21 protein-coding genes, 1 pseudogene and 1 riboswitch are annotated in these 25,613 nt (G+C 62.9%); of the genes and pseudogenes, 11 read left to right on the top strand and 11 right to left on the bottom strand.

What is annotated here, in order from left to right; translation table 11 throughout:
- Nucleotides 1-79: 79 nt before the first annotated feature.
- The gene (locus tag SB756_RS20750) at nt 80-580 is read left to right on the top strand and encodes a DUF4142 domain-containing protein (RefSeq protein WP_410911653.1); all 501 of its coding nucleotides are present in this window, start codon (nt 80-82) and stop codon (nt 578-580) included.
- A gap of 8 nt (nt 581-588) precedes the next feature.
- Nucleotides 589-840, top strand: coding sequence for a hypothetical protein (locus tag SB756_RS20755; RefSeq protein ID WP_341795539.1), 252 nt, complete (start codon nt 589-591; stop codon nt 838-840).
- A gap of 95 nt (nt 841-935) precedes the next feature.
- Here SB756_RS20755 and SB756_RS20760 read toward each other — a convergent pair whose 3' ends face one another.
- Both SB756_RS20760 and SB756_RS20765 read right to left on the bottom strand, forming a co-directional pair.
- Nucleotides 936-1,100 carry a DUF6021 family protein gene (locus SB756_RS20760; RefSeq protein WP_241801080.1) on the bottom strand — a complete coding sequence of 55 codons (165 nt, stop codon included), beginning with the start codon at nt 1,098-1,100 and terminating at the stop codon, nt 936-938.
- Nucleotides 1,101-1,155: 55 nt separating this feature from the next.
- Nucleotides 1,156-2,142, bottom strand: coding sequence for a DNA-binding protein (locus SB756_RS20765; RefSeq protein ID WP_410911655.1), 987 nt, complete (start codon nt 2,140-2,142; stop codon nt 1,156-1,158).
- Nucleotides 2,143-2,380: 238 nt separating this feature from the next.
- Here SB756_RS20765 and SB756_RS20770 point away from each other — a divergent pair, with 238 nt between their 5' ends.
- The 3 genes from SB756_RS20770 (at nt 2,381) to SB756_RS20780 (ending at nt 5,038) form a co-directional block, all read left to right on the top strand.
- On the top strand, nt 2,381-2,986 hold the full coding sequence (locus SB756_RS20770; RefSeq protein WP_341795537.1) for a transcriptional regulator: 606 nt from the start codon (nt 2,381-2,383) through the stop codon (nt 2,984-2,986).
- A gap of 106 nt (nt 2,987-3,092) precedes the next feature.
- Nucleotides 3,093-4,094 carry a threonine/serine dehydratase gene (locus tag SB756_RS20775; RefSeq protein WP_341795536.1) on the top strand — a complete coding sequence of 334 codons (1,002 nt, stop codon included), beginning with the start codon at nt 3,093-3,095 and terminating at the stop codon, nt 4,092-4,094.
- Nucleotides 4,091-5,038: an ornithine cyclodeaminase family protein gene (locus SB756_RS20780; RefSeq protein WP_410911657.1), complete on the top strand. Its 948-nt coding sequence runs from the start codon at nt 4,091-4,093 to the stop codon at nt 5,036-5,038. The genes SB756_RS20775 and SB756_RS20780 overlap by 4 nt, the downstream gene beginning before the upstream one ends.
- 13 nt (nt 5,039-5,051) lie before the next feature.
- Here the strand turns inward: SB756_RS20780 and codA are convergent, their stop codons facing one another.
- The 5 genes from codA to SB756_RS20805 form a co-directional block, all read right to left on the bottom strand.
- Nucleotides 5,052-6,293, bottom strand: a complete 1,242-nt coding sequence (gene codA / locus SB756_RS20785; RefSeq protein ID WP_341795534.1) for a cytosine deaminase — start codon at nt 6,291-6,293, stop codon at nt 5,052-5,054.
- Nucleotides 6,294-6,297: 4 nt separating this feature from the next.
- Nucleotides 6,298-7,515 (bottom strand): PucR family transcriptional regulator, encoded by a 1,218-nt coding sequence (locus SB756_RS20790; protein WP_410911659.1) that lies wholly within the window; start codon nt 7,513-7,515, stop codon nt 6,298-6,300.
- Nucleotides 7,512-8,777, bottom strand: a complete 1,266-nt coding sequence (codB, locus tag SB756_RS20795) for a cytosine permease (RefSeq protein WP_410911661.1) — start codon at nt 8,775-8,777, stop codon at nt 7,512-7,514. Before codB ends, SB756_RS20790 begins: the two co-directional genes overlap by 4 nt.
- Nucleotides 8,778-9,058: 281 nt before the next feature.
- Nucleotides 9,059-9,724, bottom strand: a complete 666-nt coding sequence (tenA, locus tag SB756_RS20800) for a thiaminase II (RefSeq protein ID WP_410911663.1) — start codon at nt 9,722-9,724, stop codon at nt 9,059-9,061.
- On the bottom strand, nt 9,721-10,368 hold the full coding sequence (locus tag SB756_RS20805) for a TenA family protein (protein ID WP_410911664.1): 648 nt from the start codon (nt 10,366-10,368) through the stop codon (nt 9,721-9,723). Before SB756_RS20805 ends, tenA begins: the two co-directional genes overlap by 4 nt.
- A 78-nt stretch (nt 10,369-10,446) precedes the next feature.
- A riboswitch (TPP riboswitch) is annotated at nt 10,447-10,561 on the bottom strand.
- A 252-nt stretch (nt 10,562-10,813) separates the two neighbouring features.
- On the opposite strand from SB756_RS20805, the gene SB756_RS20810 reads away from it, so the two are divergent.
- The 4 genes from SB756_RS20810 to SB756_RS20825 all read left to right on the top strand — a co-directional run bounded on the left by SB756_RS20810 (nt 10,814) and on the right by SB756_RS20825 (nt 18,766).
- Entirely contained in the window at nt 10,814-14,209 is a 3,396-nt protein-coding gene (locus SB756_RS20810) for an Ig-like domain-containing protein (protein ID WP_410911666.1), read from the top strand.
- A 100-nt stretch (nt 14,210-14,309) separates the two neighbouring features.
- Nucleotides 14,310-15,293: an SCO family protein gene (locus SB756_RS20815; protein ID WP_410911668.1), complete on the top strand. Its 984-nt coding sequence runs from the start codon at nt 14,310-14,312 to the stop codon at nt 15,291-15,293.
- 81 nt (nt 15,294-15,374) lie between these two features.
- Complete coding sequence (locus SB756_RS20820) at nt 15,375-17,699, top strand: putative bifunctional diguanylate cyclase/phosphodiesterase (protein WP_410911670.1); 2,325 nt, start codon at nt 15,375-15,377, stop codon at nt 17,697-17,699.
- Nucleotides 17,700-17,815: 116 nt separating this feature from the next.
- Nucleotides 17,816-18,766 carry a site-specific integrase gene (locus tag SB756_RS20825; protein WP_410911672.1) on the top strand — a complete coding sequence of 317 codons (951 nt, stop codon included), beginning with the start codon at nt 17,816-17,818 and terminating at the stop codon, nt 18,764-18,766.
- Here SB756_RS20825 and SB756_RS20830 read toward each other — a convergent pair.
- Together SB756_RS20830 and SB756_RS20835 are read right to left on the bottom strand one after the other, a co-directional pair.
- The gene (locus SB756_RS20830; protein ID WP_341798881.1) at nt 18,756-19,865 is read right to left on the bottom strand and encodes an SMP-30/gluconolactonase/LRE family protein; all 1,110 of its coding nucleotides are present in this window, start codon (nt 19,863-19,865) and stop codon (nt 18,756-18,758) included. The two genes, SB756_RS20825 and SB756_RS20830, sit on opposite strands and share 11 nt — an antisense overlap.
- A gap of 6 nt (nt 19,866-19,871) precedes the next feature.
- Nucleotides 19,872-20,480 (bottom strand): annotated as a pseudogene (locus tag SB756_RS20835) (SDR family NAD(P)-dependent oxidoreductase); the annotation flags it as partial.
- Between the two features lie 126 nt (nt 20,481-20,606).
- Here SB756_RS20835 and SB756_RS20840 point away from each other — a divergent pair.
- Nucleotides 20,607-21,515 (top strand): LysR family transcriptional regulator, encoded by a 909-nt coding sequence (locus tag SB756_RS20840; protein ID WP_410911674.1) that lies wholly within the window; start codon nt 20,607-20,609, stop codon nt 21,513-21,515.
- Nucleotides 21,516-21,560: 45 nt separating this feature from the next.
- Here the strand turns inward: SB756_RS20840 and SB756_RS20845 are convergent, their stop codons facing one another.
- Nucleotides 21,561-22,700 (bottom strand): glycerate kinase, encoded by a 1,140-nt coding sequence (locus SB756_RS20845; RefSeq protein ID WP_410911676.1) that lies wholly within the window; start codon nt 22,698-22,700, stop codon nt 21,561-21,563.
- A 225-nt stretch (nt 22,701-22,925) separates the two neighbouring features.
- A complete protein-coding gene (locus SB756_RS20850; protein WP_410911678.1) occupies nt 22,926-24,023 on the bottom strand; it encodes a sugar diacid recognition domain-containing protein in 1,098 nt (365 codons plus the stop codon).
- 164 nt (nt 24,024-24,187) lie between these two features.
- On the opposite strand from SB756_RS20850, the gene SB756_RS20855 reads away from it, so the two are divergent.
- Nucleotides 24,188-25,516, top strand: coding sequence for an MFS transporter (locus SB756_RS20855; protein WP_063424194.1), 1,329 nt, complete (start codon nt 24,188-24,190; stop codon nt 25,514-25,516).
- The last annotated feature ends 97 nt before the right edge of the window (nt 25,517-25,613 follow it).

The following is a 25,613-nucleotide window of genomic DNA, read 5'->3' on the forward strand; positions in this document are numbered from 1 at the left end:
AAAAGATTAAACCTTTGTCTCACCGTCACCCTCAACTGTACGCGACATTGAGGTCGCGCCACGGTTTAAGGAGTGAAGCATGAGCAATCTCTTCATCAAGCGCGTTGGTTTCTCCATGGTGTTGGGCCTGGCATCGGTGCACGCACTGGCGGCGAGCTCCGACGACTTCGTCGATGCGGCCACCGAGGCCGGCATTGCCGAAGTGGTCACCGGTAATCTGGCCAGGGAAAAAAGCCAGAATGCCGAAATCAAGACGTTCGCCCAGCAAATGGTCACTGACCACACCCAGGCCAACCAGAAACTCGGCGACATCGCCCGCAAGCTGGACATTTCCGTTCCGGACGAGGCAGCCATGACCGACAAGGTCAAGAAAATGATCCTGGAATGGCGTGATGAGTCGTTCGACAAGTCGTACCTCAACAATCAGGTCGACGCTCACGAAAAAGCGGTGGAACTGTTCAAGAAAGAGGCTGCATCGTCCGACAAGGCCGAGCTGAAGGCCTTTGCCAGCGAAACCCTGCCTAAACTCGAACAGCACCTGGAGCATGCCAAGGCGCTTCAGGCCAAGCACGCCAAGTGAGGCTCGCCATGAGTAACGATGCATTGAAAACCGAAGTGCTTACCCGCCTGCTGCATGCGCACCCTGAAGGGCTGGGCAAGGAAGTGCTGGACAACTACCGCGGTGAGAAAGCGGTGGCCGGCATGCTGAAGACACTGCAGGAAGCAGGCCTGATCCACGACGGCAGCGTGGTAGTGGGTAGTGATCACCAGATCAGCGTGCACTACCCGATCAAGCTGTCGGCGTCGGGGGTCGAAGCAGCGCGAAAAGCTGACGCCTGAATACTCGCCCGTCGGGCCCTAAGGCCGCTATTACGGCAAACCTGCTAGCTCAATGAGCTAGCAGGACGCTGTTGGAGCGCTGGGCATAGCCGCACTCACTTGTCCTTTTCAATGTCTCTGGGCGCCTTGGCCGGCCCTTGCGGGTCCACCTGTGGGTCGTCTACATCCGGGGAATCAGGGTCGAAACCAAGGTCGTCCGGTTTATCCGACTGCTCCGTCGAGTGGGGCCCCTCTTTGCGTACTTGCTCAGAATCATGCATGGCGTTTTCTCCCGTGAGTGTCAAAGGAAGAACACGCCAGCCACGGAAAGTTTGATTAATCTCCAACGGGTGCCAGCTGTGCGCGACATTGCGCCAGCGCCTGGTCCCGTTCCTTCAACTGTTCCTCAAAGCGCTGCAATTGCCGCGCTTGTTCGGCGCACAGGTCTCGTCTGGCCTCCAGGCTCTGCGCCTGCACATCCAGCTGACGGCGCATTTCCTCGCTGGCGCCTTGAGCCTGGGCCAGGATCGTGCGCAAGCCCTGAATCTGCGCATCGCGTTGCTCCAGCAACTCGTCCTGCGCCCGGCACTCGCTGGCCGCCTGGCGGTGTTCGCCCAACAAGCGCTCGTTGTCGCGGTGCAGGCGGGTCAGTTCATCCTGCTTGACGATCATGCCCTGCTGCAACTGCCGCACTTCCACCTGCATCTGCTGCAACTGCGCTTCGTGGCGGCGCTGCTCCTGCTCGCGCTGCTCACGGCTGGCATTGCGGTAGTGCTCCAGAGCATCGCGGGCATGGCGATGCTTGTCTTCCAGCGATTTGACCTGTTCGTCCTTGTCAGCCAGACGCACCTGCAGTTCGCCCAGTGACTGGTTGAGGCTGGCACTGCGCAGCTGTTCGGCCTGCAGGGTGCTTTGTGTGGACAGCAGCTTTTCTGTCTCGGCGGCCAATGCCGCTGCATCGATTTTGTGTTGCTGATGCGCTGCAGCCAGCGCCTGCTGGGCAATCTCCAGCTGCGCTTCAAGCGTTTCCCGCTGTTGAGTGAAGGTGCTTTCGGCCTGCTCGATCGTCAGGTCGGCCTCGTCCTGCAATTGGGTTGCCAGTTGGCCGACCAGGCGGCTCAGCACATCGCTCAGCGCGGCGCCGCCTTCGGAAGCCACCGGCTGCTGGCCGTTCAACTCCTTCAGGTAACGGTGAATGGTGGTCTTGGAGCCGGTATTACCCAGCTCGATACGTATGGCATCGATGCTGGGGTTCTCGCCCCTGGTAATCAGCGCCTGACGCGCCTGCTGCACTACCACCTTGTTGATACCGCCCCGGGCCATGCTTGCTCCTACGATTTTGTACTGTGTTATGTACCATGTAATTACGTACTGATTATGGCGATATCCAATCGCTTCTGCAAACAGTTCCTGACATGGAATAATCACGGCTTATCGCATGTGATAAGCAAAATGCTGTTGTTTTCGACGCTGGCAGCCCTACGGAAGGCGCAGGGCACGACCTTGTGCCGGTTTCGCTTTGCCGCCACCATGGGCGTCCAGCACTGATCACCGACAGAAAATGAACCTGGAAAACTACAAGGCAATCGCCGACAGCATCGCCCTGCTGCTGTACCCGCACGCTGAAGTCATCGTCCATGACCTGCGCAGCCAGACGGTGGTGCACATCGCCAACAACTTCTCCCAGCGCAAGCTGGGCGATGATTCGGCGATCGATCACGAATTGGGCGATTTGCTTGACGGTGCCAACCTGGGCCCGTACGAGAAGCTCAACTGGAATGGCCAGAAGGTCCGTTCCATCAGTACCGTCCTGCGCAACGCAGATGGCGAAGCCGAGCACCTGATGTGCATCAATCTGAACGTGTCGGTACTGGAGCAAGCCCGTGTGGCGCTCGATGCGTTCTTCCAGATGGGCCGGCTGGTACCGCAACCTGACTCGTTGTTCCGCAACGACTGGCAGGAACGTATCAACACCTTCCTGCACGCGTGGCTGCAAGCGCGCAACCTGTCGCTACAGACACTGCAGATGAAGGACAAGCGCAGCCTCGTGCAGGCACTGCACGCCGAAGGCGCGTTCGAAGGGCGAAGTGGTGCTGACTATGTCGCCAACGTGCTGAGCATGGGCCGGGCCACCGTGTACAAGTACCTGAAAGAGCTGAAGACCTAGCAGTGCGACCTTGACCGACAGGAGGTCGCCAAGCGGGCGTGCTCGTGTACTTGCCTGGCATGGATAATTATTCTACTGTGGACAAATATTCCATAAGGAGCACAGCATGCCAGCCACTACAGCTTCACCGACCTTTGCCGACAGCCTTTACCTCGATGCACTCTACGAATCCATCAAGGAAGCACACAGCGCACTGCGCCCAGCCGTCAGCATTACACCACTCACCTACAGCGCCCGGTTGTCGGCATTGAGCGGCTGCGAAGTCTTGCTGAAATGTGAACACCTGCAGCACACGGGGTCGTTCAAGTTCCGTGGCGCCAGCAACAAGATCCGCCTGCTGCCGACCGAAGTACGCAAGCGCGGGGTAATCGCTGCCTCTTCCGGCAACCACGGGCAGGCACTTGCACTGGCCGGCAAAACGGCTGGCGTGCCAGTGACTGTCTACACCGCCACTTCCGCCTCGCCATACAAACTGGAGGCGATGCGTGCGCTGGGCGCCGAAGTGCTTTGCCTGCCCACGGACCCGCTAAGTGCAGAGCTGGAGGCAGCCAGGCAAGCCAAGGCTCAGGGTGTACCGTTTGTGTCCCCCTACAACGACCTGCAAGTCATTGCCGGCCAGGGCACCATCGGCATGGAGTTGTTCGAGCAGGCACCCGACCTGGACGCGGTGTTTGTCGCCGTCGGCGGTGGCGGGATGATTGCCGGCATCGGTGCCGCCCTGCGCGTACTCAAGCCGGGTACCGAGATAATCGGCTGCTGGCCGGCGAATGACCCTGCACTGGAGCGATCCCTGAAGGCCGGAGAGATTGTCGAGGTGGACGCCCGCGAAACGCTGTCGGACGGCACAGCTGGCGGCGTCGAGCCCGGCGCTGTCACCTTGCCGCTGTGCCAGGCGTTGCTCACCGATACCGTACTGGTCAGCGAAGACGAAATTCGCGCCGCCATGCGCGTTATCGCCAGCACTGAACGCTGGATCATCGAAGGCGCTGCAGCGGTTGCGGTCGCCGGCATGCAAAAGCTCGCCGAGCGCTATCAGGGCAAACGTGTCGCAGTGATCCTGTGCGGCCGTAACATCGTGCTGGAAAAATTCCTCGAGGCCGTGCAATGAAAGTCTTCAGCAAGGCGCAGATCACCGCCAGCTTCAACCCGGAGCTGGCGGTTAGCCTGCTGGAAGAAGGCTTCATCGCCTACTCCAACGGCAAGGTCCAGGTGCCGCCCGTGCAGGCCTTCGCATTTCAAGCGGCGAACGGTGACTGCTGCGTGAAATCGGCCTACATCGAAGGCAGCCCTACCTTCACCGTCAAGCTTTCAACCGGTTTTTATGACAACCCTTCCAAGGGCCTGCCGAGCAACGATGGCCTGGTGCTGGTGCTCTCGGCGCTCACCGGGCAGCCGCTGGCACTGCTGCAGGACCAGGGCTGGCTGACCGCCATGCGCACCGCGCTGGCCGGGCGTATCGCTGCCCGGCTGCTGGCACCGGCCGAGGTCAAGGCCATTGGCATCCTCGGCACCGGCATGCAGGCGCAGATGCAGCTTGAACAGCTGCGCGCCGTTACCGATTGCCGCCAGGCCATTGTCTGGGGCCGGCATGAAAACGGGCTTGTGGCCTATGCAGCATTTGCCCGTGAACTGGGCTTTGAGGTTCGCACCACACGGGATGCGGCAGAGGTCGCGGGCGCGGCAAACCTGATTGTCTGCACCACCCCTTCCCGCCAGGCGCTGCTGCACAGCGAGTGGGTCCAACCGGGTACGCATATCACTGCCGTCGGCGCCGATGCACCCGGCAAGCAGGAGCTGGACCCGGCACTGGTGGCCAGGGCAGACCGCATCATCGTCGACTCGGTCGCCCAGTGCAGCCAGTACGGCGAAGTGGCTCACGCGCTCGAGAGCGGTCAGCTACACGCGAACCAGCTGATCGAGTTGGGTGCGCTGTTGGCCGGCCGCACCAGAGGGCGCGAGCACGACGGCCAGATCACCCTGGCAGACCTGACCGGCGTGGCTGTGCAGGATGCTCAAGTTGCGAGCTGCGCCCTGGCTGCACTGAGCACCTGAAGCCATAGCGAAGTCAGAGCAAACGCTGCACCTGTGCCGGCGTACGCTGCATCAGCACCTTGCCATTGCGTACCGACACCAGTGCATGCCCCTGGGTACGGACCATTTCGTAATCATCAGGCGCCGACAACAGCAACAGGTTCGCCGGCCGCCCCACCTCGATGCCATAGCGCTCGCCAAGGTTCAAGGTGCGGGCGCTGTTATCGGTGACCAGGTCAAGGCAACGCTGCAGGTCTTCGTAGCCGAGCATGTGGCAGATGTGCAGGCCGGCTTCAAGAATGCGCAGGATGTTGCCATTGCCCAACGGGTACCACGGGTCGACGATGGAATCCTGGCCAAAGCACACGTTCATCCCGGCACGGTCGATCTCGGCAACACGGGTGACGCCACGGCGTTTGGGGTAGTTGTCAAAACGCCCTTGCAGGTGAATGCTCTCGGTCGGGCACGACACGAAGTTGATGCCCGACAGCTTTAGCAGGCGGAACAGCTTGTAGCAGTAGGCATTGTCATACGAGCCCATGGCCACGGTATGGCTGGCTGTCACCCGGGCCCCCATGCCCCGCACCCGGGCCTCTTCGGCCAGCACTTCAAGAAAACGTGATTGCGGGTCATCGGTCTCGTCGCAGTGCACGTCCACCAGGCAACCGGTACGCTCGGCCAGGTCCATCAGGAACTTCACCGACGACACGCCCTGGTCGCGGGTATTCTCGAAATGCGGAATGCCGCCGACCACATCGGCGCCGATGGCCACCGCTTCGGTCATCAGCGCCCGGCCGTTGGCGTACGACTCGATCCCCTCCTGCGGGAAGGCGACAATCTGCAAATCGACCAGTTCGCGCACTTCGTCACGCACTTCGACCATAGCCTTGAGCGCGGTGAGTTTCGGGTCGGTCACATCGACGTGGGTGCGCACATGCTGGATTCCGTGGTCCACCAGCATGCCGATGGTCTTTTTCGCACGGGCCTTGATGTCTTCATGGGTGGTGATTTCCTTGCGCTCGGCCCAGCATTCGATGCCTTCGAACAGGGTACCGCTCATGTTCCACCGGGGCTCGCCGGCAGTCAGTGTGGCGTCGAGGTGGATATGCGGTTCGACAAAGGGCGCCACCACCAGGTTTTGCCCTGCGTCCAGCTCATGGGCGGCAACGGGCGCCACCACCTCGGCCTGCGGCACGATGGCGGCAATGCGCTCGCCGTTCAGTTCGATGCGGAACAGGCCAGGCTTGCCGCGCAGCCGTGCGTTGATGATGTTCATGCTGTTACTCCTTGCCGTGGGCTTCGCTCATGCGCCATACCAGCATGGCGACCGAAGCATTCATGCGAAAAAGCGGGTCATCAATGGACTGCCCGCTCAGTTGTTCGATGCGCTGGATGCGCTGATTGATGGTGTTGCGGTGCAGCCCTAGCCGCTGTGCAGCCTTGATGCCGTTGCCGTTTTCCATGAGCAAGGCGTCGAGGGTGTGCACCAGAGCATTGGCCTGCTTGCGGCCAGGGGCGATCAACGGGCCAAGCGTACGGCTGACGAAATCGTCGATCAGCGAGCGGTCGACGATACCTTGCAGCAGGCGCAGCACGCCCAGTTCGCTGAAGTTGCAATAGCCGTTGGCTGGGCGCAGGTGCTGCGCGACGTCCAGGGCCTGACGCGCCTCGTTGAGGGCCTGACGATAGTGCGCGCAATCGTCGGCGACGCTCGACAAACCCATGTGCAAACTCAGTTCACCCGTCGTGGCCTGCAGCTGCCGGTAAAGCGCAGCCAACGTCTCAGGCAGATCGTGTGTATCGGCCAGCAGCAACACGAACAGATCACCCGGCAGCTGCGCGGTAACGCTGCCTGGCCGTTGGCGGCACCAGGCTTCGAGCTGGTCTTCCAGGGCCTGCCGGGTAGCTTGCCAGGTACGCTCGCCGTGGGCCAGCCCGTGGCGCTCGAACAAACCGTCCACGCCTGCCAGGCGCAAAGCCAGCAAGCGACGCGGCTCGTCCAGTGCCAGCTGGAGGTGCGTTGCGCGCTGCCGGGCAATCGCCAGGCTCGGGTAGTCGCCAGTGAGCAGCTGGCCAAGGATATCGTGACGCGAGCGGCGTACCTGGCTCATCTGCACCAACGCCGTGCCGATCAGGTGGGTAACCACCACCATCTTCAACGCGTAGGGCTGCTCGATCAACGGCATGCCAAGTTGCTCGGCTTGTGCGATGACAGACGCCGGGACGCTCTGGATAAAGCTGCCGCCGGTGAGGATCACCATGCCGGCGATGCCCACGGCGTCGCCATCTTCCAGCAGGCTCAACAGGTTGGCCTCGCCGCGCGGGTGGTTGATGCCGGTAACGAACACCAGTTCACCGCCCATTACCCATTCAGCAATGCCTTCGTTTTCCGCCACATACGGCCAGCGCACCCGCCGCTGAAGGTTACGTGCCCCGGCCAGCACACGCATCTCGTGCAGGCCAGGCAAATGCAGGATCTCGTCCAGCGCCAGGCTCACGGCTCCACACCTGCCTGGCCCGGCGCCCGGCGGCGTGCGCCCAGTTCGAGCATGACGATGTAGCACAGGGCCGAGGCGCCTATACCCACCAGCGGAGCGACCCAGGGCGAGGCGTACGCCAACACTGCGCCCACGGCATAGGCAAACAGCCCGGTGAAGTTGTAGCGTGGCAGGCTTGCGGTGCCCAGTGCCGGGTATTGGCCGCGGTGTCGGTACCAGAAGTCAGCCATGATCACCCCGCCCACCGGTGGAATGATCGACCCCAGCAGCACCAGGAACGGGATCAGCATTTCGTACATGCCACCAATCGCCAGCACAATGCCAACCCCGGCCGCCACCAGCGTTGCCGTGCGCCGGCGCTCACTGCGCAACAAATGGCAGGCGGCCGCCGACACGTTGTAGATGGTCGGCCCCTGAATGGTCCACAGGTTCAGGCATAGCATCACTACCGCCGCGAACGACAGGCCCTGCAGCATCATTACTTCGACAATATCGGCCTGTTGGTAAACCATCGCGCACCAGGCACCGGCCACCACCATCAGGCCGTTGCCAAGCAAGAATGCCACCACGCTGGCGATCACCGCCACCCGGCCGCTACGCGACAGCCGTGTCCAGTTGGTGGCTTGGGTGGCACCACTGGCGAAGGTGCCGAACACCATGGTCACTGCTGCGGAAAAGGTCATGGTCTCGTGCGGCACTACTGCAGCCAGGCCGGTAAAGCCACCGGCATCGCGGGTGGCGATGTACATCGACACCAGCAGCAGCACGAACATCAATGGCACCGACACGCGCGACAGCACGTCCAGCCCCTTGAAGCCGATGATGGCAGTAATGCTGAAACCCAGCCCGAACAGCACCATCAACGGTAAACCGAAGCCTTCCGCCAACCCCAACAGCTTGACCAGCACGATGGCCACCGTGGCCGTACCCCAGGCGTACCAACCCAGTTCAGCGAAACCCAGCAGAAAGTCCGAGAGCCGGCTACCTGCCTCGCCGAAACAGAAACGCCCCATCAGTACGGTATTCAGCCCGCTGCGCGAAGCGATGAATGCCAACGCTGCGGCATACATCGCCAGCAGGCTGTTGCCGACGGTGGCCACCCACAACATGTCGACAAAATTGAAAGCCATGCCCAGCTTGCCGCCGGCGAACATCGTGCCGGTGAAAAAGGTAAAGCTGAACAAGACCATGGCAATCGGCAGCAGGCCCTTGCGGGCAGACTGCGGGGCTTCGCTGAGGGGATATTCGCTGGGTGAGCTCATTGCACGGGGGCTCCGGGTGATAGTTGGGAGCTGGAAGAGCAATATGCGGGCCGCTTTTTCGAGGGCCGAAACCCGGAATCAAATCGGGCAGGCAGCCCAGAAGGTGATGTGCACTGTGAACATTAAAGTCGCATTTCGGCGTTGTGAAGGTGTGCTGAACGACTTATTTTGAGGCATTCATGCACCAAAGCGGGCTTGGGCTGGGTAGGATTCACCCAGACGACCAAGCACTTTGGGGCTGCTGCGCAAGCCATCGCCGGCAAGCCGGGCGGCCCCGGGGGCTACGCCACCCCGTCCAGGCCCATCTGCCAGAAGTCTGCCTCCAGGCTGGATGCCTGGCCAAATATCCCCACCAACTCGGCAAACCGCTGCTCGGTCATGCTCCGCGCTGCCAGCTCATCCAGGTGCTTGCGCGCTGCGGCCGCCACCCCTTGGTAGCCTTCACCGGCATACTCGCCAATCCACTCGCGGTACGGGTGATTGCTCAAATCGCCAATCCGATCGGCCAGGGTCCGGCCGATTTCGGCATAGCCGATCACGCAGGGTGCCAGGGCCACATGCAGCTCCAGCAGGTCGCCGGCAGCGCCGCAGTCCAGCACGTAGCGCGTGTACGCCACGGTGGCCTGGTGCTCCGGCGCGGCCTCGATATCGGCCTGGGTCAGCCCCCAGCGGGCGCACAGGCGCAAGTGCAGGTCGGTTTCATCCAGAATCGCCGCCAACCCGGCCTGCGCCGCGCGGATGTCGGCCGGGCGACGGCTCTTGTAGGCCGCCAGTGCCCAGGCGCGGGCGAACTGGATGAGGAACAGGTAATCCTGTACCAGGTAGGTCCGGAACGCTTCCTCGCTCAGCGTGCCCTCGCCCATCTGCCGCACAAAGTCATGGTCTACGTAGCTGTGCCACTGTTGGGTGGCTGCGGCCTTGAGGCGCTCGAAGATATCCATGCTCATTTGCCCTCCGGGTAGACGGCATCGAAGAAGGCCAGCTCCAGCGCAACGGTGCGCTGGTAGAAATCGCTCGCCAGTGCGGCTTCCCGCGGGCCGACACGGTCCAGCTCAGACTGCAGGAAGGCAACAAAGGCCTGGAATGCCGGGTTGTCGTGCAGGGTGATCCACTCGGCATGGACAAAATTGTCCGGCATCGGCTTGGGTGCCTTGAGCGCCCAGTCGAGGTAAAGGCCTTCGGCAACGTTGAGCACTGCCAGCGCCGCTGCATAGGAGCGGGTCGCTGCCGCTTCACGCATGATCGCCTTGAACCCTGCGGTTGGCACGGTATCGGCGGGTGCGCTGCGTTGTGCGGGGCTCACGTCCAGGGCCTCGAAAGCACGCAGGAAGTAGGTGTTCTCATCGCTGGAAATCATCCCGGCAAAGCAGCCGAAGCGCAGACGCGCCTCGAACGTATCGGCGGTCGCGATGGCCGCACCCAGCAAGGTCAGGAAACTGTCGAGAAAGCGATGGTCCTGCACCAGGTAGTCGACCATGATCGGGTCCGGCAGGCTGCCGTCGCACAATTGGGTCACGAAACGGTGGCCAACGGCCGCCGACCAGGTCGGCTCGCTTTGGCGACGCAGGGACTGGCTGAAACGTTCGGTCATGTTGCTGTCCTTGATGTAGGTGACAGCGAGACCTTGGCAGTTGGCATGGGCGGGCCTCGCAGTGAGGCCGGCAAAAAGGCAGGTTACAAGCCCCATCCCTTCGCCGGCATGATCCGGAGCAGGTTCGAAGGGTCACCGCGCTGCTGCTTGCAGCGGTTTCTCAGCCCTTTGCCGGGCTCCCCTTGGTGGCGAACAGGTATACCCCAGCGGATCGAGGCTGTCACGCCCCCAATCCACCCAATCAGTGGGCATTGGGTCACCCGCTTGTGGGGATTTATACCCATTCTTGACGCTCCGTCATCTAGCGCACGCCAGGCGCCACAAGGATATGTTTAACAAAGCATTACTCGGATATCTGTTGGCACAGCCGTTGCTCAAGGCCTTTTATCGGGCAAAACGCCATTGATGGCTAGAAGCCATAAAGCCGCGAGCGAGGCACAAGGCAATGAAAACACCTGCCGTGATCCACCCTACCAGGCACGCATTCCAGCTATCTTCGGTCACTGCGCTGATGCTCAGCCTCGGACTGATCACGGCCATGGCCGCCCCCATGGACGACAACAGTCAGCCGCCGCCGACCGACTCATCGGCCTATACCGACCAGCCGGCTGACCCGACCCCGGCTTTGCTCAACCTGAACACTTTGCCAGAAGCCAACCAAGGCTCACTGGAGCTTATCAATGGCGTGTACGGTGACCGCAATACAGTGCGCACCGATAACGTGCTGCCGCCAGCCTTGCAAACCTCGGACAGGTACCCCACCAACGGCAAACCCAGCCCATTGTTCGGTGCGCAACCCTTCACGCAGCAACTGTTGTTGTTCGAAGAGTTCGGGCCAGAAAAACTGGACCCGACACTGCCGCGGCCCGACCTTGGCTTCCCAGTGCCCACCCTCGGCGCGGCACCCGCGCAAGACCCTAACGTAGTGGCCCGCAGCGGTCCTAACGGCACTGCGCTGGAGGCCTTCCTCAAACAACCTGGCCTATACCCCTTCCCGACCCAGTACTCCAATGTGCTGGACCGCAACCCCTGGAAGGCGCAGATCGAGATGTTCCTCAACCGCCAGCCGGTCGGTTCGCCTGCTGAAGGCCGGCCACCAGGAAAAGGCTGGTCGCACCAGCGCTGGAACGAGTTCTACCCGCAGGCGGCGTTCAAGACTGCCCAGGCCGGTGCGCGGATCAACCTCGGGCTGCGTGACCGCAAACAGCTGCACAACTATGCGGTTGGCGAGTTCGCCCCCGGCGGCCTGTATTACCAGACCTCCGACATCCCGACCACACTGGGCACCACCAAGGGCATCGACACGCGCTTTCACCCGAACATGCCCTTGCAGAACCACAAGTCGCTGTGGACATTCGACGGCACCTTCCCGGCCAAGCTGTTGATGGTGCGCTACGGCCAGCCGATCCTGATGCGCCATTACAACGCCCTGCCGATCGACCCCTCGGCCAACGGCGGCTTTGGTCTGCACACCCTCTCCACCCACGAGCACAACGGCCACTCCCCGGCCGAGAGCGATGGCTTTGCCAATGCCTACTTCTTCCCGGGCCAGTACTACGACTACCGTTGGCCAGTGCAACTGGCCGGGTATGACACCATCAACACCCGTGCCCAGGACCCGCGTGCCGCCTTCCCCTGCTCACCGGGCGAAACCCTGTTCGTCAATGACGCCACGCCGGGCCTTAAAACCTGCCAGAACGGCAGCATCAAGATCCGCGGTGACTGGCGTGAAACCATGAGCACGCACTGGTTCCACGACCACATGATGGATTTCACGGCGCAGAACGTCTACAAGGGCAACGCCGTGATGATGAACTACTACAGCGCCCTGGACCGCGGTAACGAAGCCCTGCAGGATGGCGTAAACCTGCGCTTCCCCAGCGGCTCGGGCATGCCGTGGGGCAACCGTGACTATGACGTCAACCTCATGATTGCCGACAAGGCCTGGGATGCCAACGGCCAGCTGTGGTTCAACCCGTTCAACACCGATGGCTTCCTCGGTGACCAGATACTGGTCAACTGGCAGTACCAGCCCAAGCTCAAGGTGCGGGCGCGCAGCTACCGCTTCCGTATCCTCAACGGCTCGGTATCGCGCTACTTCAAGTTTGCCGTGGTGCGGGAAATTGCCGGTACCAGCGGTGAGTTCAAAGGCCCCGCCGGCTCCAACCTGTCGTATGCCCGGGTGCCGTTCCACATGATCGCCAACGACGGCAACATCATGGAACACGCCGTGCCATTCGACGGCACCATGGATCTCAACGGTGACGGCAACCTGCAGGACAACAACGGCATCCTGCCGCTCCAAGCCATCGCCGAGCGCTATGACATCATCATCAACTTTGCCAAGAACGGCATCAAGGCAGGCGACAAGCTGTACTTCGTCAACCTCCAGGAGCACCGCACCGGCAAGGGCCCGGAAGCTATCATTGCGCTGGCCGACGTGCTGTCGGGAAAATACAAGGCGGTGATCAAGCAGACCAGCAAAGGCCCGCAGTGGGACAACGGCGACCCCGCAGTCGGCAAGTTCTTGCAACTGCTGGTACAGCCTTATACCGGCCAGGACCTGAGCATGGACCCGGTGGCCTATGAGCCAGCCAAGCCAGGCAAGGCCGCAGGCCTGAAAATGCTACCGCTGCCAATTGACCGAAACTCCGCCGCCGACCTGGCCAAACTCAAGGATGCCCGCCATCGCGAGTTCATCTTTGGCCGCTCCGACGGCACCGACACCAAGCCGTGGACCATCAAGACCGATGGTGGCTTCGGTTACAGCATGGACCCACGACGCATCACTGCTGCACCGCAATTGGCCAATCAGTCTACTGACGGTGGTTTCAGCGGGGACGGCACCCTGGAAGTGTGGAAAATCATCAACGGCGGCGATGGCTGGAGCCACCCGGTGCACGTGCACTTCGAGGAAGGCGTGATTCTGAGCCGTGACGGCAAGGCGCCACCAGAATGGGAAAAATGGGCGCGCAAGGACGTGTACCGCATCGGGCCGGAGACCGAATCTTCGGAAGAAGTGGAAATGGCCATCCGCTTCCGCGAGTTCGCCGGTACCTACATGGAGCACTGCCACAACACCCAACATGAGGACTCGTCGATGCTGCTGCGCTGGGACGTTGAGCACCCGGGGCAGTTCCAGGTGATGCCGACCCCGCTGCCAGGATGGGATGGCGTGCGATACATGGCTTCGGTGGGCTTGCCGACCTTCCGTACCAAAGGCAATGACGACAATGACGACTCGGCCAACAAGCCCCCCGTCGCAGCCAATGACAGTGCAGCCACTACCGCTGGCAAGCCAATTACCCTGAACGTGCTGGCCAACGACACCGATCCGGACGGCAACGTACCGCTGACCGTGACCGGCCTCAGCCAGCCAGACTTCGGCCAGGGTTCAGTCAGCACGGGCGGCACCACGGTGGTTTATACCCCACCTTCCACGGTCACCACGCCGTTCACTGCCAGCTTCAACTACACGGTGCGTGATGCCAAAGGGGCCGAGTCGGTAACCCCGGCCACAGTCAGCATCGCCGTGAGTGCGGCGGCAGCGATTGACCAGATCCAGGTCACCAGTGCCACGGTGCAGGTGCGCAGCGGCAACCGCTTCACCTGGGATGTGCAAGGGACCACCACGGTGGCCACGGGCAACAGCATCACTGTGACTGTGGCAACCACCGGCGGCCCGGTCAGCCTGGGTAACGCGACGCTGACAGCTGCTACTACGGGTGCCCGTTGGCGGGTAACGGTGACCACCACAGGCTTCGGTCCGGCCACGCCGGCAACGGTCACGGTGAAATCGGCGCTGGGCCAGACGGTGACTGCACCAGTCAGATATCAGTGAGTGCACCGCTCCCACAGAAATCGCGCAGCCGCGAGCGCTGTGAAGGTTGTGTGGGAGCGGGCGTGCCCGCGAAGGGCTGCACACCATCGAGGACCCTATCATGCCTGGCTCATGGCGTTTCCTGCTGGTACTCGCGGTATTTGCCGCCAGCATCCCGTTCTGGCCACTGCAACCGCAAAAACCGGTCGCTGAAGCAAGCGCGAGCCCTTGGGGCGCCGACTACTTCCCCAACATCCCCCTGCTCACCCAAGACGGCGAGAAGGTGCGTTTCTTCGACGACCTTATCAAGGACAAGGTGGTCGCCATCAACTTCATCTTCACCGGCTGCACTGACTCCTGCCCGGTGGAAACCGCGCGGTTGCGCCAGGTGCAAAAGATTCTGGGTGACCGGGTCGGCAAGGACATATTCCTCTATTCCATCAGCATCGACCCCTACAACGACACCCCCGCCACCCTGAAGCGCTACGCCGAAAAATTCGGCATCGGCCCTGGCTGGACGCTGCTCACCGGCGAGCCCGACGACATCGAGCAATTGCGCCGTAGCCTGGGTTTGTGGATAGACGGCCTGGAAAACGGCCGCTCCAAAGACCACAACCTGAGCCTTATCATCGGCAACCAGGCCACCGGCCGCTGGATGAAGGCCTCGCCCTTCGAAAGCCCGTACATCCTCGCTGACCGGCTGGGCAACAGCTTGCACAACTGGAAGCAGGCCAGCGCCATGAACAATGATTATGCCCAGGCCCCCGAGATACGTTCGCCCAGCAGTGGCGAGCAGATTTTCCGTACGCGTTGTTCTTCCTGCCACACCTTGGGCAACACCGACCCAGGCCAGCCAGGTATCGGCCCCGACCTGCTGGGCGTAACCCGCCAGCGTGACGCCAACTGGCTGACCCGCTGGCTGAAGGAGCCCGACCAGATGCTGGCCGAGAAAGACCCGCTGGCCATGCTGCTGTATGAGCAATATAACCGCCTGGCCATGCCCAACATGCGCCTGGGCGATGCCGAAGTCAGCGCATTGATGAGCTATATCGAGGAAGAAACCGCGCGCCTGCAAACACCTGTCGCGAATAGGGAAAACCCTTAAAGGCGATTAGCCATTAGTCATCAACCTGTCATCTCCTTGTCGTATTTTTTGAGCATCACCCAGGGTCGGGAACTGTCAGCAGTGATACGCCGTTCGCTTTCATCCGCCAGCCTCCTGCGACTGCTGATCCTGATGCTCTGTGCAGCCACCCTGGCCTTTCTCTGGGGGCTGCACATCACGCAGAAAGCCGCCGCCCGCCAGGACGCGCTGTCGGCCAAGGCCGCCGAGCACCTGAACCTGGCCAGCATCGTCGGTGAAAGCCTGCGCCAGCTGGTCGACCGCGCCCAGGCCGTTGGCCGGGTCACCCAGGACGACATGAAGGTGCTACGCCAGGGCAACTTCAGCCTGGCGCGGATACTGGCCGAGGACCCGGTGTTCAAGCGCATGAGCCTGTACGACCGGCAAGGCCGGCTGTTGTCAGCCAGCCATACCGACGAAGCTTCCGCACTGCCCGAGGACTGGTTACGCCAGCTGCAACTGCACGTTGCCCGCTATGGTTTCCAGCCCTTTCTGCCCAGCGTGCAGGCGCCGGACCAGCAGGCCACCCTGCCCAACTGGCGCCTGCCGTTTCTGCTGCCGTTGACCGACCTGCCAGGCCGCGAAATCGAAAACATCCTGGTGGTGCAGCTGGACATCGGCTACCTGGCGGTGCTGTTCCAGCATATCGACCTGGGCAGCAGCGGGCTGGTGCGCCTGCTGCAGGATGACGGGCTGGAGCGGCTGCGCATAGACACCAGCGGCGTAGTGGTGGCCGGCGACGGGTTGCAGCCTGAACTGCCGGATACCGGCAGCGACGCGGGCATGCTGACCCAATACGCGGCCGGCGACGCGTACCAGAGCCTGTACCGACATGTGCCAGAGCGCGGGTTCAGCGTAGTGGTCAGCCAGCGCCAGGATGAAATCCTCGCCCCTTCGACCCTGGCCTATTCCCGGCAATTCTGGTTGAACCTGAGCATGACGCTGATGATCATCGCCAGCCTGCTGTGGACCTTGCGTCTGCTGCGCAAGCGGCAAGAGGCCTTCAGCGCCCTGGAGCATGCCCAGCAGGTCAACCAGCAGCTTATCGGCCGCCTTGAAGACGAACACCGGCGCAGCAGCCATGCCGCCGCCACCGACCACCTCAGCGGGCTGCACAACCGCCGCCAGTTCGTCGAGGTGGCCGGCCAGGCGCTGACCCGCCAGCGTGGCAAGCGCCGGTTGATGGCAATCCTGTTCATCGACATGGACCGCTTCAAGTCGATCAACGATTCGCTCGGGCACAAGATCGGCGACCTACTGCTCCAGGCCGTGGCCGGGCGCATCCAGCGTTTGCTGGAGCCCGGTGACGAGGCGTCGCGCTTTGGCGGCGACGAATTCGTGGTGTTGCTGGCGGGTGAGCGCAGCGAAGACCAGATCAATGCCTGGGTCCGTGAACTGGTCCAGCGCTTGTCGGCCACTTATGCCCTTGACGGCCAGGAGGTCAACACCAGCCCGAGTGTGGGCGTGAGCATCTGCCCACGCGACGGCCAGGACATCGACAGCCTGATCCGCAGTGCCGATGCCGCAATGTATTCGGCCAAGCAGGCCGGCCGGGCCCAGTACCGCTTCTTCGACCCCTCGCTGAACCTGGCCGACATCCAGGCCTTTACCCTTGAACAGGCGTTCGGCAGCGCCTTGGCCGAGCGCCAGTTCGTGCTGCACTACCAGCCGCAGATCCGCCTCGACACCCAGCAGGTACTGGGCTACGAAGCGCTGGTGCGCTGGGACCACCCCGAGTTCGGCCTGCTGTACCCGGACCGCTTCATCGACCTGGCAGAGCGCAGCGGCTTCATTGTCGATCTGGGCTGGGAGGTGTTGCGCCTGGCCTGTGAAGCCTTGGCGGGCTGGGACGTGCAGGGCCGGGAAACGCGGTTGGCCGTGAATGTATCCGCCCTGCAACTGCGCCAAGGCGACTTCGCCATGCGGCTGCTGAACGAACTGCAGAGGTATGCCATTGCCCCGCAGCGGCTGGAGCTGGAAATTACCGAAACCACCATCCTCGACCCCGAAGGTACGGCCGTGGAGCACCTGCATACCCTGCGCGGCGCCGGCCTGGGCATCAGCCTGGATGATTTCGGCCGTGGCTACGCCGGCTTCGCCCATCTGCATTCGCTGCCATTGAGCAAGCTGAAGATCGACCGCTCGCTGATCGCCCCGCTGTCCAACAGCCCTGATGACAGCCCGATCGTGTCCTCCACCATCATCCTGGCAAAGCGCCTGGGCCTGGAAGTGGTTGCCGAAGGCGTGGAAACCCGCGAACAGGTGGTGTGCCTGAAGCTTGCCGGTTGTGATATCGCCCAGGGCTACCACTTCAGCCGGCCACTGTCGCCGGCGCAGTTGCGCGACTACCCGCCCTTCAATAGCGTCGAGGAGAAAGCATGCGTGTAATGCCAACCCTGGCGCTGACCCACTGACCCCAGCTGACGCTCCTAAAGAGACCGCGCTGGCATGCAATATCCCTTGATTCGGTTTATCGTGTGCCCATCACCCACCGAACCCGCATCATGACCGATATCGAGCGCTACCTTCGCGCCGCCACCCGTGACAACACCCGGCGCAGCTACCAGGCTGCCATCGAGCACTTCGAAACCCACTGGGGCGGTTTTCTCCCGGCCACTGCCGAGAGCATTGCCCGCTACCTGGCCGACCACGCCGACCAGCATGCCGTCAGCACCCTGCGCCAGCGCCTGGCTGCGCTCAGCCAATGGCACGTCGCCCAAGGCTTCCCCGACCCGACCAAGGCGCCGCTGGTGCGCCAGGTGCTCCGCGGTATCCGCACCCTGCACCCGACACCGCCCAAGCAGGCAGCCCCGCTGTTGTTGCAGCACCTGCAAACTGCGGTGACCTGTTTTGAAGAGGAGGCCCGCCAGGCACGTGAACATCACGACCTGGCCGCCCTGCGCCGGGCCCGCCGTGACAGTGCGCTGCTGTTGCTGGGTTTCTGGCGTGGCTTTCGTGGTGATGAACTGGCGCGCCTGCGCATCGAACATATCAAGGCCGAAGCGGGTGTCGGTATCACATTGTTCCTGCCGCGCAGCAAGGGCGACCGAGAAGCCCTGGGCGTGCAACACCGCACCCCTGCTCTCAAGGCCTTGTGCCCGGTCACGGCCTACCTGCAATGGCTGGAGGTCGCCGGCATTGCCCATGGGCCGGTGTTCCGCAAGCTCGACCGCTGGGGCAACCTCGGTGACAGCGCGCTCAACAGCAACAGCCTGGTCGGCTTGCTGCGGCGCATGCTGGAGCGTGCCGGGGTACCGGCGGCGCTGTATACCGGCCACTCGCTACGGCGTGGCTTCGCCACCTGGGCAACCGCCAATGGCTGGGAACTGAAATCGCTGATGAGCTACGTGGGTTGGAAAGACGCCAAGTCGGCCTTGCGCTATATCGACTCGGCGCAGCGCTTTGGCGAATTGGCCGTTTTACCGGCCGGCCAGACGCAACGGCTTATTCCTTGAAGCTGTGCCGGGCAACGCCGCCAGTTTCCGGGCGGATGGCATACAGGTCGCCAGCATCGGGGTAATGGTGCAGCTCTTCCGGGCTCATGTCGAAGCGCGCGGTGCTGATGTACAAGGTGTTCAAGCCCGGCCCTCCAAAGCAGCAACTGGTGGGGCACGGTACCGGCATCAACACCTGGTCGGTCAGGTGGCCGTGGCGGTCGTAACGCAGCAGGCAGCTGCCATGGTACTGGCATACCCACAGCCCGCCTTCGCGGTCCAGCGCCAGGCCATCCGGCCGCCCCAGTTCAGCGGGGGTTTCGGCAAACAGCGTCACCGCACCCAGTCGGCCTTCGACGAGGTACTCGGCGCGGTAGATGGCGCGCGCCGCCGAATCGACGAAGTACACCGTATGGCCATCCTGCGACCAGGCAAGGCCGGTGGGCAAGGCCATGTCGTCGTGGATCACCTGGTCGTTCAACTGCCCGTCGAAGCGGAACAGCGCCCCGGTATTGCCGCTCAAGGCCTCGTCCATCAGCCCGGTAACGAAGCGTCCTTGCGGGTCGCAGGCGCCGTCGTTGAAGCGGTAGGTTGAACGCGGGTGGACAGATGCAGAATGCTGGAGCACCTTGCGCGCCGGCACATCGAAGATGGCCACGCTGGCATCTTCTGTGAAAATCAGGTTGCCCCGGTCGGTCAGCGCCAAGGCGCCAATGCGCGCGGCTGACGCGTAAACGCTGTGAACTTCGCCGTCCGGTGTCAGGCAGTTGATGCGCCCGCCAGAAATATCAACGAAGTACAATGCGCCGCTGCGCTCATCCCAGACCAGGCTTTCACCCAGGTCCGCGCGCGTGTTGGCGACTTTGACCGGCACGTAGTTGCATTCCTTGATGCGGTTCCAGCGCTCGGCCACTTCCGCCAGGTCGGCGGCCTGCACACGGCCCAGGTCCCGGGGGTAGCTGACGCCGCTGTTTTCGTTGAAGCGGGTGGCGGTGAACTGGCCGTTGCTGGCGCGCAAGATGTAGCCGGTGTCATGGCACAGCGCACTGGCCAGGTACAGCACGCCGGGCGTAACCCACTCGGGCTTCAGCTCTTCTGGCGGTTGGCTGATGCCCCACATGCGGGTCTTGGCCACCGGCGATATGGCATTGACCAGGATGCCGTGCTCCTGGCCCTCCATGCTCAGGGCGTTCATGATGCCGACCTGGGCCATCTTGCCGGCGGCATAGGCCACCAGCCCAGGCTGCGCATAGCGCTGGTACATGGCACGGTCCGAGGTGGTCAGCACTACCCGTGGCGCTGCGGAGCGCTTGAGGTGGGGCCAGGCATGCTTGGCCAGCCACACGGGCGCATGCACATTGATGCCCAGCGCGCGTTGCAGGAAGGCGGATTCATGATCTTCGATACGCTGGTAATCGACCCAGCCGGCATTGTGGATGAGGATATCCAGCGCGCCAAACTGCTCGATGGCCAGCTCGACCAGTTGCTTGCAGGCGCCCTCGTCCTCCAGTTGCCCGGCGTGCCCAACCACCGCAAAGCCTTTGCCACGCATGGCCGTCAGTGCGTGTTCGAGTGCCGAAGCGTCCTGCCCTTGCCCCGATCGGTCGGTGCCCAGGTCGCTGATGACGACCTGCGCGCCACGTTCGGCCAACGCCATGGCATAGGCCAGGCCCAGGCCTTGTGCGGCACCGGTGATGACCGCAACTTTATTGTGAAAAGGGTCTGTAACGAGCATTTCTGGCTACCTTCAATTCTCCTTTTTACGATATCAACAAACAAATCTATGACTTAATATTAAAAGCATGCACCTTTGATATCTCAGGGATATCACCGACGAGTAGCCACGCTGCAGGGATAGTGGATGATCGAAACACGTTTGCTCAGGCAGTTCATCGCTGTGGCCGAAGAATTGCACTTTCACAAGGCCGCCGAGCGCCTGCACATGGCGCAACCACCGCTGAGCCAGGCGATCAACCGCCTTGAAGAAAAACTGGGCTTCAGCCTGCTGCTGCGCAACAAGCGCGGGGTGCGCCTGACCGCAGCGGGTGCGGCGTTTCTGGACACGGCCTACCGCACGCTGGCTGAGCTGGAACAGGGGATCGAGTACGCCCGCAGTGTGTCTGCGGGGGGCAGCGGCAAGCTGACCATCACGGCCATTTCCATCGCCTATTACGACTCGCTGCTCAGCAGCTTGCGCCGTTTTCGCGAGACTTATCCGAACGTGCAGTTAACCATCCGCGAGATGCCATCCGCGTCACAGGCCAAGGCTTTGCTGGCCGGTGAGGCAGATATCGGCTTCATGCGCAGGCTGCCGCTGCCGGCTGGCACCCTTGACGCACGGTTGTTGCTTGATGAACAGATCGTCATGGCCTTGCCCGCCAGCCACGCGAAGGCGCAAGAGGGGGAAGTCGACCTGCGCGAGTTTGCCGATGAGGATTTCGTATTCACCCCGCAAGCCTTGGGCGGTGGCTATCACGCGCAGTTGCTTGCGCTGTGTGAGGCGGCGGGTTTTTACCCCCGGGTGGTGCAGGAAGCTGCGCAGATTCACACTTTGCTGGGCCTGGTAGCATGCGGTTTTGGCGTGGCCCTGGTGCCGGCCTCGTTCGTCGGTTCCACTGCGCGTGAGCGGGTGCAGTTTTGCCCGATCCGGCCGATCGATAAGCAACCCGCACCCGGGATCGGCCTGTACATGAAATGGAACCCCCAGAACGCTTCGCCAGCACTGGCCAACTTCATTGCCATGTTCGATTCCCAGCCCACCATCAGGTAACCCTGTGGGAGCGGGCACGCCCGCTCCCACAGGGTTCAGCGCAGGTCAGGTTCGCTTTGCAACGCGCCACAGCCGACCAATGTCACAAGCCCGCGCCTGCAGCAACTGCGCAGCATTGGCACAAGCCTGCTCCAGGCTCATCGGCCCGCTGGCCAACGCAAATGCAGCATCGACCCCATGGGCATACAACTGCTGATAACCCTCACCCAAGGTCCCGGCCAGCACCACCACCGGCACGCCATGACGCTTGGCTACCCGGGCCACACCCATCGGTGTCTTGCCACGCAGTGTCTGGGCATCGAAACGGCCTTCACCCGTCACCACCAGATCTGCCCCCTGCACCAATTCATCGAGGCCGGCCAGCTCGGCCACTACCTCCACCCCAGGGCGGAACTGTGCGCCCATGAAGGCCCGGGCAGCGAAGCCCATGCCACCGGCAGCGCCGCAACCTGGGTAGTCGCGCACATCCTTAGCCAGCACCTGTGCACAGATATCGGCAAAATGCCCCAGCGCCTGGTCCAGGGCCTGCACCTGCTGCGGGCTGGCCCCCTTCTGCGGGCCGAAGATCGCCGAAGCACCATTGGCGCCACACAGCGGGTTGTCGACGTCAGCCGCCACTTCAAATTGCACTTCGGCGAGCCGGGGGTCGAGGTCGCTGGCGTCGATGCGGGCCAGCTTGGCCAGGGCCAGGCCGCCCTCCTCCAGCGCTTGCCCGTCAGCGTCCAGCAGGCGCAGGCCAAGTGCGCGCAACATGCCGCTGCCGGCATCGTTGGTGGCGCTGCCACCGATGGCCAGTACTACCCGCTGCGCACCGGCGGCCAAGGCGGCTGCAATCAGCTCGCCTGTGCCCCAGGTGCTGCTGCGGCAAGCGTCGCGCTGGCCGGTCGGTACCAGTTGCAGGCCACTGGCCTGGGCCATTTCGATGATTGCCGTACGGCTTTGCGGCAACCAGCCCCATCCGGCCTCCACGCTCTGCCCCAGCGGCCCGCGCACGGTCTGGCGGCGCAATTCGCCGTGGCTGGCGGCAAGGATCGCCTCCATGGTGCCTTCGCCGCCGTCGGCCATCGGGCACTCGACCAGTTCAGCGTCCGGCCACGCCTCGCGCAGGCCCACGGCGATAGCGCGGGCGACACCGGCAGCGTCGAGGCTGTCCTTGAACGAGTCGGGGGCAATGACGATCTTCATGGGGATTCTCCTGTCCTGATGAGCGGCATGCTGACAGCTGTTCGCCGAGGGGGCCTCGGTCAAATGCACAAAACGCCGGACGGGTTGTTTGGGCGGATGCCTTCGTAACTGCTTGCCGGCCTTGTAGGAGCAGCCTTGTGCTGCGAAGAGGCCCGCATGGCCGGAGCGGGTTTGTCGCCCTGACCGGCCCTTTCGCAGCACAAGGCTGCTCCTACGGGAATCGCGTCAATCTGCTGGCAACAGCTGCAACCCCAAGTACAAACTGAGCATTCCTTCCATGCGTAGCGGGTCGACCTCGCCCAGTTCGGCAATCCGCTCCAGGCGATAACGCAGGCTGTTGCGGTGGATGCCCAGGGCATCGGCACAGGCCTGGCTCTGGCCGTCATGGGCACACCAGGCGCGCAGGGTGGTGAGCAGCTGGCCGCTGTTGTCCCTGGCGCGTATGCGCTGCAGCGGCTCCAGCAGCTCATCCAGCGCATCATCATTGCGGTGACGCCACAGCAGCGCCGGCAGCCGGTAGCGCTGCAGGCTGAGCAAGCGTTCGGTAGGCAATACCTCGCGGCCATAAGCCAGCAAATCGCGTACCCGGCGGTAACCCCGGCGCAACTGCTCCAGGCTCTGCGCGGCACTGCCCAGGGCCAGCCGCTCCACGTCCCAGCCATGGCGTTGCAGGCGCTCCAGCAGGCGCGGCTCATCCAGTGCCACGCTGGCCGGCCGGCACCACAGCAATGACTGGCGGGCCGGGCTGACACACCAGCTGTCCGGATACCGGCTCATCAACCACGCCGACAACGCCTCGGCGGGTGGCCCCGAGGCCAGTTCGAACAGGCAAGGTACCCGCGGCAGCTGAGGCTTGAGGCCCAATTGCCGGGCTTCGTCGAGCAGCCGAGGTGAATCACCGCTGCCGCCCAGCAACAGCGCCAGCAAATCATCACAGCGCTGCCGTCGCCATTGCTGGTCGGCCTGTAGATGGCGCTGGGCCAACAGCATCTCGGCAGTCATGCGTACCAGCTCACCATAGGTGCGCACCTGCTGCGGGTCCCCGGTCAGGCCCAGTACACCCATCAACCGGCCATCGAGCATCAGTGGCAGGTTCACCCCAGGCTGCACACCCTTCAGGCACTTGGCCGCGTCAGTATCCAGTTCGACGATTCGGCCGTTGGCCAACACCAGTTGCGCCCCTTCGTGTCGGGTGTTGATGCGCTCCGGCTCGCCGCTGCCCAGGATCAAGCCCTGGCTGTCCATGACATTGACGTTGCACGGCAGAATGGCCATGGCCCGGTCAACGATATCCTGTGCCAGGTCATGGTCGAGTTCGAACATTGCGTGGTCCTTTAGGGTGTTAGGCTTTTGGGCTCGGGCACAGCAGCCTGGGCCAAGCACTGTGCAAAAGCACAAAGACAGGCTAGCCGCAGTCCCCGAGACTCGTCAGGGCGAGCGCCGGAACAGGCGACGCGGCAAAAACCATAACAAAAGAGAACCCGATCATGGCACACAGCCCCGCCCCTGACCAAGGCTCGGACACCACCCGCAACGCGCTGTACCGGCGCATCACCCTGCGGCTGATTCCGTTCATTTTCATCTGCTACCTGTTCAACTACCTGGACCGCGTCAACGTCGGCTTTGCAAAGCTGCAAATGCTCGACGCCCTGAAATTCAGCGAAACGGTGTACGGCCTTGGCGCCGGCATCTTCTTCATCGGTTACGTGCTCTGCGGCCTGCCGAGCAACCTGGCACTCAACCGCTTCGGCCCGCGGCGCTGGATTGCGCTGATGATGATTGCCTGGGGCAGCCTGTCCACCTGCCTGCTGTTCGTCACAACCCCCACCGAGTTCTACGCCCTGCGGCTGCTTACCGGCGCTGCCGAAGCCGGCTTCTTCCCGGGCGTGGTGCTGTACCTTTCGCGCTGGTTCCCGGCCGCCCGTCGCGGCCGCATCATGGCCCTGTTCATGTCGGCAATCCCGGTGTCGGGCCTGCTCGGCGGGCCGTTCTCCGGCTGGATCCTCCAGCACTTTGCCGCCGGCCAGCACGGCCTGGCCGGCTGGCAATGGATGTTCCTGATCCAGGGCCTGCCCACCGTTGCCTTGGGTGTGCTGGCGGTGTTCCTGCTCAGCGACGGTTACCAGAAAGCCGCCTGGCTGAGCCCGGCCGAGCGCCAGCTGATCGCCAACGACCTCGAAGCCGACGCTGCGGGCAAGCCGAAAACCACGGGCGATGGCGTGCTCGCCGTGTTGACCAACCCGCTTATCTGGACCTTTGGCTTCATCTACTTCTGCATCCAGAGTGGCGTGTACGCGATCAACTTCTGGTTGCCGTCGATCATCAAGAACATGGGCTTCGACAATCCACTGCTGATCGGCTGGCTCAGCGCCATCCCGTACCTGCTGGCCGGTGTGTTCATGATCCTTTGCGGCCGCTCGGCAGACCTGCGCAACGAGCGCCGCTGGCACCTTGTGGTGCCGATGCTGATGGGCGCCGTTGGCCTGCTGATTGCGGTGAACTTCGCCGGCAACCCAGCCATTGCCATTCTGGGCCTGTCGATCGCCACCATGGGCGCGCTGACCGGGCTGCCGATGTTCTGGCCGATGCCAACCGCCCTGCTCAGCGCCGGTACAGCAGTTGCCGGGCTGGCGATCATCAACTCCGTGGGCCAGATGGCCGGTTTCCTCAGCCCGTACCTGGTGGGGTTCATCAAGGACCAGACCGGTTCCACCGATGCCGCGCTGTATTCGCTGGCGGCGTTGATCGTGCTGGGTAGCCTGGTCGCCCTGCGTGTCACGCGGTCGGGTGCGCTGAGTTCTGCACGCGCCAGTTGAGCCTGTTTGCGGGTAAACCCGCTCCCACAGGCATGCCACAGCCTTCGAGGCTGTGGTGATCCTGTGGGAGCGGTTTCACCCGCGAAGAGGCCCGCCA

The sequence above is a fragment of the Pseudomonas sp. SIMBA_068 genome (assembly GCF_046534705.1).
In the GTDB taxonomy this organism is placed as follows: domain Bacteria; phylum Pseudomonadota; class Gammaproteobacteria; order Pseudomonadales; family Pseudomonadaceae; genus Aquipseudomonas; species Aquipseudomonas putida.

What these genes read in the sequence shown, in the direction of transcription:
- SB756_RS20750 (WP_410911653.1), top strand. Translation starts at nt 80, where the DNA reads ATGAGCAATCTCTTCATCAAGCGCGTTGGTTTCTCCATGGTGTTGGGC.
- SB756_RS20755 (WP_341795539.1), top strand. Translation starts at nt 589, where the DNA reads ATGAGTAACGATGCATTGAAAACCGAAGTGCTTACCCGCCTGCTGCAT.
- SB756_RS20760 (WP_241801080.1), bottom strand. Translation starts at nt 1,100, where the DNA reads ATGCATGATTCTGAGCAAGTACGCAAAGAGGGGCCCCACTCGACGGAG.
- SB756_RS20765 (WP_410911655.1), bottom strand. Translation starts at nt 2,142, where the DNA reads ATGGCCCGGGGCGGTATCAACAAGGTGGTAGTGCAGCAGGCGCGTCAG.
- SB756_RS20770 (WP_341795537.1), top strand. Translation starts at nt 2,381, where the DNA reads ATGAACCTGGAAAACTACAAGGCAATCGCCGACAGCATCGCCCTGCTG.
- SB756_RS20775 (WP_341795536.1), top strand. Translation starts at nt 3,093, where the DNA reads ATGCCAGCCACTACAGCTTCACCGACCTTTGCCGACAGCCTTTACCTC.
- SB756_RS20780 (WP_410911657.1), top strand. Translation starts at nt 4,091, where the DNA reads ATGAAAGTCTTCAGCAAGGCGCAGATCACCGCCAGCTTCAACCCGGAG.
- codA (WP_341795534.1), bottom strand. Translation starts at nt 6,293, where the DNA reads ATGAACATCATCAACGCACGGCTGCGCGGCAAGCCTGGCCTGTTCCGC.
- codB (WP_410911661.1), bottom strand. Translation starts at nt 8,777, where the DNA reads ATGAGCTCACCCAGCGAATATCCCCTCAGCGAAGCCCCGCAGTCTGCC.
- tenA (WP_410911663.1), bottom strand. Translation starts at nt 9,724, where the DNA reads ATGAGCATGGATATCTTCGAGCGCCTCAAGGCCGCAGCCACCCAACAG.
- SB756_RS20805 (WP_410911664.1), bottom strand. Translation starts at nt 10,368, where the DNA reads ATGACCGAACGTTTCAGCCAGTCCCTGCGTCGCCAAAGCGAGCCGACC.
- SB756_RS20810 (WP_410911666.1), top strand. Translation starts at nt 10,814, where the DNA reads ATGAAAACACCTGCCGTGATCCACCCTACCAGGCACGCATTCCAGCTA.
- SB756_RS20815 (WP_410911668.1), top strand. Translation starts at nt 14,310, where the DNA reads ATGCCTGGCTCATGGCGTTTCCTGCTGGTACTCGCGGTATTTGCCGCC.
- SB756_RS20825 (WP_410911672.1), top strand. Translation starts at nt 17,816, where the DNA reads ATGACCGATATCGAGCGCTACCTTCGCGCCGCCACCCGTGACAACACC.
- SB756_RS20830 (WP_341798881.1), bottom strand. Translation starts at nt 19,865, where the DNA reads ATGTGGGGCATCAGCCAACCGCCAGAAGAGCTGAAGCCCGAGTGGGTT.
- SB756_RS20840 (WP_410911674.1), top strand. Translation starts at nt 20,607, where the DNA reads ATGATCGAAACACGTTTGCTCAGGCAGTTCATCGCTGTGGCCGAAGAA.
- SB756_RS20845 (WP_410911676.1), bottom strand. Translation starts at nt 22,700, where the DNA reads ATGAAGATCGTCATTGCCCCCGACTCGTTCAAGGACAGCCTCGACGCT.
- SB756_RS20850 (WP_410911678.1), bottom strand. Translation starts at nt 24,023, where the DNA reads ATGTTCGAACTCGACCATGACCTGGCACAGGATATCGTTGACCGGGCC.
- SB756_RS20855 (WP_063424194.1), top strand. Translation starts at nt 24,188, where the DNA reads ATGGCACACAGCCCCGCCCCTGACCAAGGCTCGGACACCACCCGCAAC.